Raw genomic sequence first — 13,039 nt, forward strand, 5'->3', positions numbered from 1 at the left:
CTCACGACGTCGGCACCTCGTCGACGATCTCGCCGAAGGCGGCCGGCAGGGTCGCGCGCGACGTGGCACGGATCTCAGCCACGGGCACCGAGAACAGACCCTGGATGTCGAGCACGGACTCGACACCCTCGGCGGCATCCGTCACGCCGATACGGATGACGGGGTAGTTGCGGCCCTCGCAGAGGCCGCGGAACTTCACGTCCTCCTCGCGCGGGACCGAGACGATGACGCGACCGGTCGACTCGCTGAACAGCGCCGTCGCCACGTCGACGCCATCGCGCTCGACGATCTCGCTGAGCCAGACGCGCGCTCCCACGCCGAACCGGGTCGTGGCCTCGGCGAGGGCCTGGCCGAGGCCGCCCGTCGACAGATCGTGCGCGGACGAGACGAGGCCCTGCTGCGACGCGGCCTGGATGAGGCCGGCCAGACGCTTCTCGGCGGCGAGGTCGACTCTCGGGGGACGCCCGCCGAGGTGGCCGTGGATCGTGTCGGCCCAGGCCGAGCCGTCGAGCTCCTCGGCGGTCGTGCCGAGCAGGTAGATGTTCTCGCCGGCATCCTGCCAGCCCGACGGGATGCGGCGGGCGACGTCGTCGACGATGCCGAGCACACCCACGACGGGAGTCGGGAAGATCGGCTGGTCGCCGGTCTGGTTATAGAACGACACGTTGCCGCCGGTGACCGGCACGCCGAGCTCGAGGCAGGCGTCGGAGAGTCCGTCGACGGCTTGGCCGAACTGCCACATGACCTCTGGGTTCTCGGGGCTGCCGAAGTTGAGGCAGTCGGTCACCGCGGTCGGGGTGGCGCCCGTGACAGCGACGTTGCGGTACGCCTCGGCGAGGGCCAGCTGAGCGCCCGCGTACGGGTCGAGCTGGCAGTAGCGCCCGTTGCAGTCGGTCGCGATCGCGAAGCCCAGGCCCGACTCCTCGTCGACGCGGATCATTCCGGCGTCGTCGGGGAAGCTGAGCGCGGTGTTGCCGAGCACGTAGTAGTCGTACTGGTTCGTGATCCACGAGGTGTCGGCGAGGTTCGGGCTCGCGACGAGCTGCAGGAACTCGTCGCGCAGCGTGTCGCCGTCGGTGGCGCGGGGGAGGGATGCCGCCGAGTCGGCCTGCAGCCCGTCGATCCAGGTCGGGTAGGCGACCGGCCGGTCGTAGACCGGGCCGTCGACCGCGACGGTCGAGGGGTCGACGTCGACGATCTGCTCGCCGTGCCAGAAGATCTGCAGGCGGCCGTCGCCGGTCACCTCGCCGAGCACGCTCGTCTCGACATCCCACTTGCCGACCACGGCGAGGAAGGCGTCGAGCTTCTCGGGAGCGACGATCGCCATCATCCGCTCCTGGCTCTCGCTCATGAGGATCTCCTCGGGCGTGAGCGAGGGGTCGCGCAGCAGCACGTTCTCGAGGTCGACCCGCATGCCCGATCCGCCGTTGGCGGCGAGCTCGCTCGTGGCGCACGAGATGCCGGCGGCGCCGAGGTCTTGGATGGCCTCGACGAGCTCGCCCGCGTACAGCTCGAGGCAGCACTCGATGAGCACCTTCTCGGCGAACGGGTCGCCGACCTGCACCGCGGGGCGCTTGGTCGGCCCGCCGTCGGCGAAGGTGTCGGAGGCGAGGATCGATGCGCCGCCGATGCCGTCGCCGCCCGTGCGGGCGCCGAACAGCACGACCTTGTTGCCCGCGCCGGTGGCGTTGGCGAGCTTGATGTCCTCGTGGCGCATGACGCCCACCGCGAGGGCGTTCACGAGCGGGTTGCCCTGGTAGACCGAGTCGAAGACCGTCTCGCCGCCGATGTTCGGCAGGCCCAGGCAGTTGCCGTAGAACGAGATGCCGCTGACGACGCCGTGCACCACGCGCGCGGTGTCGGGGTGGTCGATGGCGCCGAAGCGCAGCTGGTCCATGACGGCGACGGGCCGCGCGCCCATCGAGATGATGTCGCGGACGATGCCGCCGACGCCGGTCGCGGCGCCCTGGAACGGCTCGATGTAGCTCGGGTGGTTGTGCGACTCGACCTTGAAGGTCACCGCCCAGCCCTCGCCGACGTCGACGACGCCCGCGTTCTGGCCCATGCCCACCATGAGGCGGGTCTTCATCTCGTCGGAGACCTTCTGGCCGAAGCGGCGCAGGTAGTTCTTGCTCGACTTGTAGGAGCAGTGCTCGCTCCACATGACCGAGTACATCGCCAGCTCACCCGAGGTGGGGCGGCGGCCGAGGATCTCGCGGATCTTGGCGTACTCGTCGGGCTTGAGGCCCAGGGCTCCGTAGGGCTGCTCACGCTCCGGAGTAGCGGTGGCGTTCTCGACGGTATCTGCGACAGGGGTGCTCACGCGGCTGGACTCCAGGACTCGGGATGCCGGACGCGATCAGTCTAGTTGGCGCGCAGAACCGTCGAGTCGCCAGAAAACGCGGATGCGGGAGGTCCGGCATCCGCGCTTTGCGGCGACTCGACGGCTCGGGCCGGTGTGTCAGGGGGTGTTGTACGCGCCGAAGAGGCCCGTGCCGTGCTCGACGAGCGCGTCGTATGCCTCGCCGTACGTCGCGGGCAGGGTGCTGCCGGGGTCGAAGCGCGACGTCAGCAGCCCGAGCAGTCCTCGCGCCGGCGGGGTGAGCGGCCGCTTGTGGTGCTTCTCGTCGGGGGCCTTCGCCGCCCCCTTCTCGGGGTTCGGCGGGGCATAGAGCGACTGCGGCTGCGGCCAGGTGTAGGGCTGACGCGGCGTCGTGAGGTTGACCGCGTTGAAGATCGGGTTCGCGGTCTCGTCGCGGACGTTGAGCGGCCGCAGCCCGTGCAGACGACACAGCGTGTTGATCACCGAGCCGTGGTGCATCTCGTCGTGGATCACGGTTCCGGCCGCGGTGTACGCGCTCACCACGATGGCCGGCACCCGCAGACCGAGGCGGTCGAAGGCGAACCCCATCTCGCCGGGGCCGCTCGCGTCGGGCGGTGGCGCGGCCGGTGGGGCGACGTGGTCGAAGGTGCCGCCGTGCTCGTCGAAGGTGATGACGAGCGCGGTGTTCATCGCGTTCGAACCGGATGCCGACGCGCTCGTGCGGATCGCGTCGTACACGTCCTGCGCGAGCTTGTCGCCGGCGCGCACGTCGCTGTCGGCGCTGTTGGTGATGCGGATGCGGCTGCCGTCGGGCAGCTCGAGCTCGCCCTCGCGGGTCGCGCCCCACGGCGGGTGCATGTCGTTGTGGTTGAACACCATGCGCGGCTCGATGAAGGCGTAGTCGGGCAGCTCGCCGTTCGCGGCATCCTCGTAGAACTGCTCCATGACGCGGAAATTGGTCTTCCAGTACCGCTCGAGCACGGGCGCGTGGAGCATGCCGGTCAGCGACACGAGCTGCGTCGCGTCGTAGTAGACACGCCACGACAGGCCGGCGTCTTCGAGGCGGTTGAAGATCGTCGGCGCCGCGGGCGCGTCGATCCACTTGTCGTAGTTGTCGCCGGTGTGGTTGACGACGTAGCCGTGCGAGGTGGAGGCATGGAAGAAGCTGCGGTTGCAGAAGGTCTGCGACGGCACCCCGGCGAACCAGCGGTCGTAGACGGCGAACTCGCGGGCGAGCGTCGAGATCACCGGCAGCATCTCGGGCGAGAAGCCGCCCATGGCCGTCGTGTACTCGTCGACGGTGGGCTCGCGCTTCTTCGCGAGGCGGTAGTTGACGATGTAGTCGTGCACGAACCCGTCGTTGCGCGGCGCGCTCCCCGCGGCGGGCGCGTTGTACGGCGGCTGCAGCCCATTGCGGGCGATGTCGGCGTTGGCGGGCGGATCGATCGTCCCGAACAGCTGCGTGTTGACGTGCGGGTAGGTCTCGCCCGGGTCGGGCTGCGGCTGCTGCATGATGTGGTCGGTCGCGCCCGTGTAGACGTGCGCGGGCACGACCGTGCCGTCGGGAGCGGTGTTGGCGTAGTCGCCCTGCAGGATGCCGTCGAAGTCGGCCGCACTCTTCTCGTCGGCCGTGTAGAGGTGGCCGAGGAGGTTGTCGAAGCTGCGGTTCTCGAACATGAGCACCACGACGTGGTCGAAGCCGGCGACGTTCCGCGCGGCGAGGGGCGCGAACTCGGGCGGATGGGCGGTCATCGCCGCCGTCACCGCGGCACCGGCCGAGCCCCCGACCGCAAGGCCCGCAGCCCCGAGGCCCGCACGGCGGAGGAAGTCGCGACGCGACGGTCGGCGGCTCGCCCAAGAGGCGTCGGTCTCGTTGCGATCGGCGTCGGTCACGCTGCTCCCCTCGCTCGGCGCTCGGCGATCAGGCTACTCTCACACCCATGGATGACGGCCTGCGTTTCGATCGGGGTGCCCGCTACGGGGCGGCGATCGTCGCGGCGACGTTCGCGACGTACCTCGCCGTCGCGTCGGACTTCTCGGCGATCGTGCAGGCCGAGATGTACGCCGGCACCATCACGAACGACATGCCGTACGTCGACACGTTCCAGTTCGTTCTCGTCGTCGCGACCCTCGTCGCCGCGTTCGCGCTGCTGCCCACCTCGCCGATGCGTCGCGTCGGCGGGGTGACGCTCGCCTGCGTCGCCCTCTTCCTGTGGGCGACGTTCGGGCTGCTGCGCGGAGCCGGTCACCTCGCGCACCTCGACCCGCTGTGGGCGGTCGTGCTCAACCAGGGGTTCATCGCGCTGCTCGCCGGCGTGGGCGGCTGGGTGGTCGCGCGGGGGCGGCATCCGTTGTCATGGGTCGTCATGGTCGTCGCGCTGGTGCCGCCGATCGTCGGTCCGCGGTTGGTCGAGGCGAACGTCACGAGCGGCGGCTACGCGTTGGCGATGCAGGGCATCGTGATCGTCGGCGGGCTCGCCGCGGCGTGGGGCGCGGCCGGCATCGACTGGTGGGTGCGCCGGCGGCTCAGTGGTCGGGATGCAGCGACGGGTCGGCAGCCACGCTCCGCCACGACACGAATCGAACCGTGAGCCCGGCGCGCGTCGGCGCGCAGCAGAACGGTCCGGCAGCGACCTCCGCCGCCGGGTCGAGCGGCGCCACCCGGACGAGGCGCCAGTCCTCGTCGTCGACGCGGGCTCTGATCGTGACGGCGTCGCCCGACCGGCTCGCGCGCACCGTGACGACTCGGCCCGCCCAGTCGGCGACGGGGGAGAGCGACCAGTCAGACATCCCGCGGGTCACGACCGCGCCCAAGCTGTCGGTGCCGTCGCTGTGCTCGACGCCGGCTTTGATCCACGTCTCGTCGTCGACGCGCAGGAAGACGCCCGCCTGATCGAACTGCGCCGAGAAGTCGAGCACGAACGCGACCTCGACCGCGGTGCCCTGTGCCATCGGCGCGAGCAGGGCGTGCTCGTCGTCGTGCACGAACCCGTACGACGTCACGCGCCAGGCATCGCTTCCCTCGTGCGCCGTGACGAGCAGGTCGTGGCCGTCGAGCGTCGCGGCGGCGGGCTCGTTGGTCCACGATCCGGCGGACCAGGCGATGTCGGTCATGGGGTTCCTCTCGGGTCAGTCGCGCAGCTGGGCCAGCAGCGCGGCGTGATCGGTCGTGCCGGCGAGCTCGACGATGCGCCCTCCCGCCACCCGCAGGAACCCGAACTCCGCCACATTGACGTGGCGGCGGGTGGGTCGGATGCCGCGGAACGGGCCGGTGTGCGTGCCGCTCGCGCGCACGTGCGCGGCGATGCGGTCGTCCTCGACGACGAGCTGGATGCGGCGCACCTGCCAGTCAGGGAAGGCGTCGAGCACCTCGACGACGTCGGCCATCCACGCGTCGGCGCCGGCCGGCAGGTGCGCTCGCCGGACCTCTGGGTCGATGAAGGAGCGGATGGCGTCGAGGTCGTGGCGGTTGCAGGCCTCGAGGTACTCGGCGTACCAGGCGTGCATCTCCCACGGTTCCATCCGCCCATTATCGGCGGTGCGGTGTCAGCTGCCCGCGCGACGATCAGGCAGGGGTGATTCGTCCGCCGCGACGACCTCGACCTTGAAGCCCGCCGCGTTCTCGAGCCAGCCGGCGTAGTGCTGGGGGCCGCCGGCGTGCGGGTAACGCTCCTGGTACAGCGGCATCCAACCTGCGGACGGGGCGTCGGCCATGATCGCGTCGACCTCGGCGGGGGAGCCGCCGCGGAAGGCCAGGTGGTTCAGGCCCGGGCGCCGACGGTCGTGCTCGGTGCCGGCCGTGTTCGGGGAGGTGGTGAGCGTCAGGTACGCCCCGCCCGCGGCCCACGACTCGCCCTGCGGCCACGTGCTCTCGAGGTCGAAGCCGACCCGCCGAAGCAACCAGCCCCATTCCCGGCGGGCGGACTCGATGTCGCTGACCCAGAGCTCGACATGATGGAAACCTGCCATGGCTCCCAGTCTCGTGCAGCAGCTCGGCATCCTTCTCCGGCGGTGGCTATGCTGCGGCGGGAGTGTCCGACCGTCCCCGGTGTGAAAGGTGTCCCATGACCGGCCCGAGAGATGTGACCGATCAGCCGGCTGGTTCCGTCAGCGATTGGGGGTCGTATCGGCTCGACCTCACCGGTCCCGACAGTCATGTCCTCACGATCCAACCCGGACGAGGAGACCTCTCGCTCGGGCCCGCCGACGGGAAGCCGGTCGACCTGCAGATCGGGCCGGACGACGCGATCGACTGGTCGGCGTTCGATCCCTTCGCGACACCTGCAGGTTCTCCGTGGCCCAGACACATCGTCTATCGCGGTAACGACGCCGGCTTCTTCGCCTGGGCACGGCGGCGCCCGATCGAGAACTTCTCGTGGACGCCCGAGTTCGCCGACGACCGCGACGTGGATGCCGCGGGTTCCGACATCCACAGCCTGTTCCTCCGTCTGGGCGAGCTGCGCGGATCGTTGCGTCTGACGATGCCGGCGGTCTACCACCTCAGCGTCGCGGGCGACCTCGCCCGGCTGCGGACGGACGGGGCGCTTCCGCGATCGCTCTCGCTGCTGCCGGCGCTCGGCCGCGCGACGGGGGAGCCGGTCGTCGTCCCCGACCTGGGTCCGTTACGAGACGTCGAGTCGGTGACGCTGTCGGGCGCTCCGCTCGGTCGTCCGATCTCGCTGACGGCGCTCCGGCAGTTCACCCGGATCGAGAGCCTGTCGCTGCACGGGAGCTTCACCGACTGGGAAGCGCTGGGCGAGCTCGACGCGCTCCGCGGTCTCGAGATCCGCTTCGTGCCGAACCTCGACGGGATGCCGTCGCTCGACACGTGGCCGTCGCTCGAGCGGTTCATCGCATTCAACGTCGACGAGGCGGGCGGAAAGGTCCTCCGCTCGCAGATGCGTGCGCGCGCGAAGACGCGACCGTGGGACGACTACGCATCGGTCGTGAAGCTGCGAAAGCCCGAGTGGTGGCAGCAGGAGTACGGCCGCCCGTTCGCGGGCTGGGACGCCCGACGAGCGAAGATCGCCAATGCCGCCTACGACGCCGCGCTCGCGTCGCTCGCCGCGTCGCAGGACCTCGGCGAGGCTCGCGCCGCGATCGTCGCCTTCGTCGAACGCTTCAACAGTGTGCCCGGCATCGAGACGACCGAACGCGAGGACGTCGGCGACGCGGTGCTGCAGCTGCAGACCCAGGCGCGTCCCATCGCGCTGGGCGTCACCGCGGAGGACGCGCTGAGCTGGTTCGACGAGACGCGAGACTTCTGACGGAGGCGGGTGCGACTTCGGGAGGAGCGTCCGACCTTCGGATGATCTCGTGCCGGAGCGGGCGAATCCGCTGCGAGCGAGCCGCGCCGGTGGCATAGCCTCGCCCCATGACACCCCTCGTTTCGCGGTTCCTCGCGCCGATCACCGGGCTCCTCGCGCTCGCGCTCTGGCTCGCGGTGGCGGGGCTGGATCGCCTCGACGTCGTACTCGTGCGCGACGACACCTTCGCGACATCCGTTTACGGCCTCGCGGTCATGGTCGGCTTCGCTGCCGCCATGGCGCTGGCCGGCGTTCGTCCGACCTGGTCCGCGGTGCTGCTGGTTACCCTGCTCATCGTGCAGCTGTTGTTCTGGCCGGCCCGCTTCAGTCAGGTGAGCTGGGTCGGCTATGCGCTGCTGCTGCCGCTGCCCGCATTCCTCTCGCGGAGCACCCCTCCCGAGCGCCGTCGCCTCGTGCTGGCGTGGGTCCTCGTATGCGCGGTCGCTGTCGGTGCGTTGTTGACCGTTCCCGCGCTCTCGATCTCCGGCCGGTGGGGCACCGTCAGTGGCAAGGACCTCGCCGGAGGTCTCGACGCCATCGCGCTCTGTACGACGCTCAGCGTTATGGGCGCGTGGCTCGGGTGGCGTCTGGGGCGGCCGCGCCTGACGCCTGCGGACCGCCGCCCCACTGCGAAGCGCCCGGCCGACGAAGCTGCGACGGCGTCCCTCCCGCTCTCGCACCGTGAGCGCGAGGTGTTCGATCTCGTCGCCCGGGGCCGGTCCAATGCGGAGGTAGCTGCCAACGCCTTCATCAGCGAGGCGACGGTGAAGTCGCATGTCGGCAGCATCCTGAAGAAGCTCGGACTGGCGTCGCGGAGCGAGCTCATCGCCTTCGCGTGGTCCAACCGCTTTCTCGAACCTGCCGTCGGCGCTGACCGCTCAGGCTCCGACTGACGCGGCCGCTTACAGCTCCGCAGTCATCTGCACGCGAGGGCCGAGGGCGTCGAGTCCCATGCGCTTCTCGGTCTCGACGAGCATCAGCTCGAAGCCCGAACGAGGCTCGGTGACGGCGAAGCCGAGGCGCGCGTAGAACGGGGCATTCCAGGGCACGTCGGCGAACGTGCGCAGCGACATCCGGTCGTGCCCGCAGTCGCGGGCGTACCCCATCGCCGCCTCGACGAGCTTGCGGCCGTACCCGCGGCGGCCGTGCGCGGGCGACATCGACAATTGTTCGAGGTGGGCATGACCATCGAGCTCGAGCACATGGACGAATCCGGCGATCACGCCGTGGTCGACGCCTTCGGGGCCAGACACGTCCGCGACGAGCAGGAAGCCCGGTTCCGCGGCGCGCTCCGCACCGGTCGGGGCGGGCCACCAGGTCGGCGGGTCGAGCAGGTCGCGCAGCAGCGCGTCGGCATCGTTCTCGATCCGCTCGAGGAGGCTCAGCTCGTCAGGTCTGGGCGGGCGGATGTCGAGGGGCACGGCCCGATCGTACCCAGCAGCATTCAGTCGACGATGAGCCGGTAGCCCATGCCCGACTCCGTGATGAGGTGCTCGGGGCGGGCCGGGTCGGCCTCGAGCTTCTTGCGCAGCTGCGAGACGTAGAGCCGCAGGTAGCCGGTGTCGTTGACCTGCTCGGTGCCCCACAGCTCCTTCAGCAGATCCTGCCGGGTCACGAGCGCTCCTGGGCTGCGCGCGAGGAAGTCGAGCATCCGCCACTCGGTCGGAGTGAGGTGCACGCGCTCGCCGCCGCGGGTGACGGTCTTCGCTGCGCGGTCGATCTCGACATCCGCGAACCGCACGACGGCGACGGATGCGGCACCGCCGGCCCGCCGGGTCAGCGCGCGCAGTCTCGCGAGCAGCTCGTCGATCTGGAAGGGCTTGGTGACGTAGTCGTCGGCCCCCGCGTCGAGCGCCGCGACCTTGTCGGCCGACCCCGTGCGCCCCGACACGACGATGATGGGCACGGCGCTCCACCCCCGCACGGCCTCGATCACGGCGACGCCGTCGAGGCGCGGCATCCCGAGATCGAGCACGACCACGTCGGGGTGCTCGGATGCCGCGGCGGCGATCGCGCCGGCTCCGTCGCCGGCCGAGACGACGTCGTACCCGTGCGCGGCGAGCGTGATGCGCAGCGCCCGCACGAGCTGCGGGTCGTCGTCGGCGAGGAGGACCTTCACGCCTCGATCCTGCCCTCTTGCGCGGCCGACGACGCCAGCGGCAGCTCGATCACCATTGTCAGGCCGCCCCCGGGAGTCTGCTCGGGCATCAGCTGACCCTGCATCCCCTCGGTGAAACCCCGCGACAGCGCGAGCCCCAGCCCGAGCCCGGTCGTGTTGTCGGTGTCGCCGAGTCGCTGGAAGGGAGCGAACACATCGCCGTGACGTTCGAGCGGGATGCCGGGACCGTGGTCGATCACGCGGATCTGCGCCCGCCCGCCCAGCGAGCTCGTGCTGATGCGCACCGGCGTGTCTGCCGGTGAGTGACGGTGCGCGTTCGCCAGCACGTTCACGATCACCCGCTGCAACAGCACCGGATCGGCGAGTACGGGATCGATCGCCTCGTCGAGGGCCAGCTCGACGGCAGCCGGGCCCAGGCCGAGTTCGTCGACGGCGGCGAGCACGGCGTCGGCGGTGTCGACCGGCTGCAGCGCGACCGCGAGGGCACCGGCCTCGATGCGGCTGACGTCGAGCAGATCGGTGACGAGCGAGGTCAGGGTGCCCAGGCTCTCGTCGGCGGTGGCGAGGAGCTCGTAGCGGTCGGATTCGTCGAGCGCCGGGCCCGCCGCCCGGAGCCCGCCGAGGGCCGCGACGGCGGCGGCGAGGGGACGCCTCAGGTCGTGGCTCGCCGCCGAGAGGAGGGCGCTGCGCACCCGGTCGGTCTCCGCCAGCACCGAGGCCGAGCTCGCGGCCCGCTGCAGGTCGGCCTGCTCGAGGGCGGCGGCGAGCTGCGCGACGACGACATCCAGCAGCCGGCGTTCCGAGCCGTCGAGCTGCTCCGACTCGCTGCCGTGCAGCTCGAGCACGGCCTCGCGTCCGACGTTGACGCGCAGGTGGCGGTCGTCACGCACGGGCTCGCCGTCGGCGGCGATCACGGTTCCGTCCGCGGCGATCAGGCGGGCTCCCGACATCCCGAACGCCTCGCGCGCCCGGGCGACGAGCGCGGGGATCGAGCCGTCGCCGCGCAGGACGCTGCCCGCGACCGCGGCGAGCAGCTCGGCCTCGGCGGCGGCGCGTCGTGCGGCGCGGGTGCCCCGGGCAGCCCGGTCGACGATCACGCTCACGAGCAGGGCGATCACGACGTAGAGCGCGAGCGCCCAGGTGTGCAGAGGGTCGGCGACCGTCACCGTGTAGAGGGGTGCGACGAAGAAGAAGTCGAGCGTCACCCCCGACATCACCGCCGCGAAGACCGCGGGCCACAGGCCCCCCACGAGCGCGACCACCACGACCAGCAGCTGATACGCCAGCACGTCGCTCGTGATCGACTCGGGACTCCGCAGTGCGACGAGCAGCCAGGTCAGCAGCGGGCCGCCGGTCAGCGCCACCACGAATCCGAGCATCCGGCGGCGCACACTCAGCGCGCCACCGGCCACGCGGGGCAGCGTGAAGCGACCGCCGGCGGCGGCGTGGGTCACGACGTGCACGTCGATGTCGCCCGATTCGCGGATCACGGTGGCACCGATGCCCGGGCCGCTGAGGGCCGCCGCGAGCCGGCCGCGACGGCTCACGCCGACGACGAGCTGCGACGCGTTGACCGACCGGGCGAACTCGACGAGGGCGGCGGGGATGTCGTCACCGACCACCTGGTGGTAGCTGCCGCCGAGCGATTCGACGAGGGCCCGCTGAGCGGCGAGGGCGGCCGGGTCGGCGGTGCGCAGCCCGTCTTGGCCCGACACGTGGACGGCCAGCAGCTCGCCGCCGGCCGAGCGGTCGACGATACGCGCGCCGCGCCGGATGAGCGTCTCACCCTCGGGGCCGCCGGTGAGCGCCACGACGACGCGCTCGCGCGCCTGCCAGGTGCCCCGGATGCCGTGCTCGGCGCGGTAGTCCTGCAGGGCGCTGTCGACCTCGTCGGCCAGCCACAGCAGCGCGAGCTCGCGCAGGGCGGTGAGGTTCCCCAGCCGGAAGTAGTTCGACAGGGCGGCGTCGATCCGCTCGGCGGGGTAGACGAGGCCGGCGGCCAGTCGGTCGCGCAGTGACGGCGGCGCGAGGTCGACGAGCTCGATCGGGTCGGCCGAGCGCACGACGGCATCCGGCACCGTCTCGCGCTGCGCGACGCCGGTGATCTGCTCGACGACGTCGCCCAGCGACTCGATGTGCTGGACGTTGACGGTCGTGATGACGTCGATGCCGGCATCCCGCAGCTCCTCGACATCCTGCCAGCGCTTCTCGTTGCGCGACCCGCCGACGTTGGTGTGGGCGAGCTCGTCGACGAGCGCGACGCGCGGAGCTCGGGCGAGGACGGCCTCGAGGTCCATCTCGTCGAGGGTGACGCCGCGGTGCTCGAGGCGCCGCCGCGGAACGATCGGCAGGCCCGCGGCCATCGCCGCTGTCGCGGCCCGGCCGTGGGTCTCGACGATCGCGACGACGACGTCGACTCCGGCATCCTGCAGCCGGCGACCTTCCTCGAGCATCTCGTAGGTCTTGCCGACGCCCGGCGCCGCGCCCAGCAGCACCCGCAGTCGTCCCCGCTTCACGGCATCACCCTAGTTCTCCCGGGTCCGGATCGCCCGGCGCCCTCGCACCCTCGAGCCGCGATGCAAGGGATCGGGCGCGACACCCCGTCGAACGGCATCCCGCCTCGGCGCGGCGCCCCGCATCCCTTGCATCCGCGCCCGCCCGCCCTCGGGATCGGATGCCGTCACCGTGCGACACCGTCCAGCGCCAGGTTCAGTTCGACGACATTCACTCGCGGCTCGCCCAGAAACCCCAGGTCGCGGGCCGTCGTGTGCGCGGCGACGAGGTCGCGCACCTCCGCCGCCGAGAGCCCGCGCTCGGCCGCGACCCGTGCGACCTGCAGCTCGGCGTATGCCGGCGAGATGTGCGGGTCGAGGCCCGAGGCTGACGCGGTGACGGCATCCGCGGGGACGTCGGCGACGTCGACGCCCTCGCGGTCGGCGATCGTCGCCCGCCGCTCCTCGACCGCGGCGACGAGGTCGGCGTTGTTCGGGCCGAGGTTCGATCCGCTCGACGCCGCGGCGTCGTAGCCGTCGCCGGCCGCCGAGGGGCGTGGCTGGAAGTACTGCGGCAGCGCCTCGCCGTCGGCATCCGCGAACGACTGGCCGATGAGCGACGAGCCGACGACCTGGCCCTCGGCGTCGCGCAGCAGCGACCCGTTCGCCTGCGCCGGCAGCGCGAGACCGATCAGCGAGATGAGCAGGGTGTACCCGACTCCGAGCACGAGGGTGAGAACGATCATCGCGCGGACGGCGACGGCGGAGGTGCGCAGCGAGGCGCGAGCGGTGGACATGA

12 protein-coding genes are annotated in these 13,039 nt (G+C 71.3%); 3 read left to right on the forward strand and 9 right to left on the reverse strand.

Features of this window, described 5'->3' with window-relative positions:
- Position 1 precedes the first annotated feature (1 nt).
- Together purL and QUC20_RS00615 are read right to left on the reverse strand one after the other, a co-directional pair.
- Positions 2-2,323 (reverse strand): phosphoribosylformylglycinamidine synthase subunit PurL, encoded by a 2,322-nt coding sequence (gene purL / locus QUC20_RS00610; RefSeq protein WP_289330601.1) that lies wholly within the window; start codon positions 2,321-2,323, stop codon positions 2-4.
- Positions 2,324-2,461: 138 nt separating this feature from the next.
- Positions 2,462-4,216 carry an alkaline phosphatase family protein gene (locus QUC20_RS00615; protein ID WP_259455288.1) on the reverse strand — a complete coding sequence of 585 codons (1,755 nt, stop codon included), beginning with the start codon at positions 4,214-4,216 and terminating at the stop codon, positions 2,462-2,464.
- Positions 4,217-4,263: 47 nt separating this feature from the next.
- Between QUC20_RS00615 and QUC20_RS00620 the strand changes: the two genes are divergently transcribed.
- Entirely contained in the window at positions 4,264-4,914 is a 651-nt protein-coding gene (locus tag QUC20_RS00620; RefSeq protein WP_289330602.1) for a hypothetical protein, read from the forward strand.
- On the opposite strand, the gene QUC20_RS00625 is transcribed toward QUC20_RS00620, so the two are convergent.
- The 3 genes from QUC20_RS00625 to QUC20_RS00635 are packed head-to-tail and all read right to left on the reverse strand — an operon-like array spanning position 4,850 to position 6,292.
- Positions 4,850-5,437: a DUF1349 domain-containing protein gene (locus QUC20_RS00625; RefSeq protein WP_289330603.1), complete on the reverse strand. Its 588-nt coding sequence runs from the start codon at positions 5,435-5,437 to the stop codon at positions 4,850-4,852. The genes QUC20_RS00620 and QUC20_RS00625 overlap by 65 nt on opposite strands.
- Before the next feature lie 15 nt (positions 5,438-5,452).
- On the reverse strand, positions 5,453-5,845 hold the full coding sequence (locus QUC20_RS00630) for an ester cyclase (protein ID WP_120263828.1): 393 nt from the start codon (positions 5,843-5,845) through the stop codon (positions 5,453-5,455).
- A gap of 24 nt (positions 5,846-5,869) precedes the next feature.
- Positions 5,870-6,292 carry a VOC family protein gene (locus QUC20_RS00635; RefSeq protein WP_289330604.1) on the reverse strand — a complete coding sequence of 141 codons (423 nt, stop codon included), beginning with the start codon at positions 6,290-6,292 and terminating at the stop codon, positions 5,870-5,872.
- 95 nt (positions 6,293-6,387) lie between these two features.
- Between QUC20_RS00635 and QUC20_RS00640 the strand changes: the two genes are divergently transcribed.
- Entirely contained in the window at positions 6,388-7,590 is a 1,203-nt protein-coding gene (locus tag QUC20_RS00640) for a hypothetical protein (RefSeq protein ID WP_289330605.1), read from the forward strand.
- Between the two features lie 107 nt (positions 7,591-7,697).
- Complete coding sequence (locus tag QUC20_RS00645) at positions 7,698-8,522, forward strand: helix-turn-helix transcriptional regulator (protein WP_289330606.1); 825 nt, start codon at positions 7,698-7,700, stop codon at positions 8,520-8,522.
- A gap of 9 nt (positions 8,523-8,531) precedes the next feature.
- Here QUC20_RS00645 and QUC20_RS00650 read toward each other — a convergent pair whose 3' ends face one another.
- From QUC20_RS00650 to kdpC, 4 genes are all read right to left on the reverse strand, one after another.
- Positions 8,532-9,050, reverse strand: coding sequence for a GNAT family N-acetyltransferase (locus QUC20_RS00650; RefSeq protein WP_289330607.1), 519 nt, complete (start codon positions 9,048-9,050; stop codon positions 8,532-8,534).
- 23 nt (positions 9,051-9,073) lie between these two features.
- Entirely contained in the window at positions 9,074-9,748 is a 675-nt protein-coding gene (locus QUC20_RS00655) for a response regulator (protein WP_289330608.1), read from the reverse strand.
- Positions 9,745-12,264 carry a sensor histidine kinase gene (locus QUC20_RS00660; protein WP_289330609.1) on the reverse strand — a complete coding sequence of 840 codons (2,520 nt, stop codon included), beginning with the start codon at positions 12,262-12,264 and terminating at the stop codon, positions 9,745-9,747. Before QUC20_RS00660 ends, QUC20_RS00655 begins: the two co-directional genes overlap by 4 nt.
- Positions 12,265-12,428: 164 nt before the next feature.
- Positions 12,429-13,037, reverse strand: a complete 609-nt coding sequence (gene kdpC, locus QUC20_RS00665; RefSeq protein WP_289330610.1) for a potassium-transporting ATPase subunit KdpC — start codon at positions 13,035-13,037, stop codon at positions 12,429-12,431.
- Between the last annotated feature and the right edge of the window lie 2 nt (positions 13,038-13,039).

Source organism: Microbacterium arborescens (assembly GCF_030369635.1).
Lineage (GTDB): Bacteria > Actinomycetota > Actinomycetes > Actinomycetales > Microbacteriaceae > Microbacterium.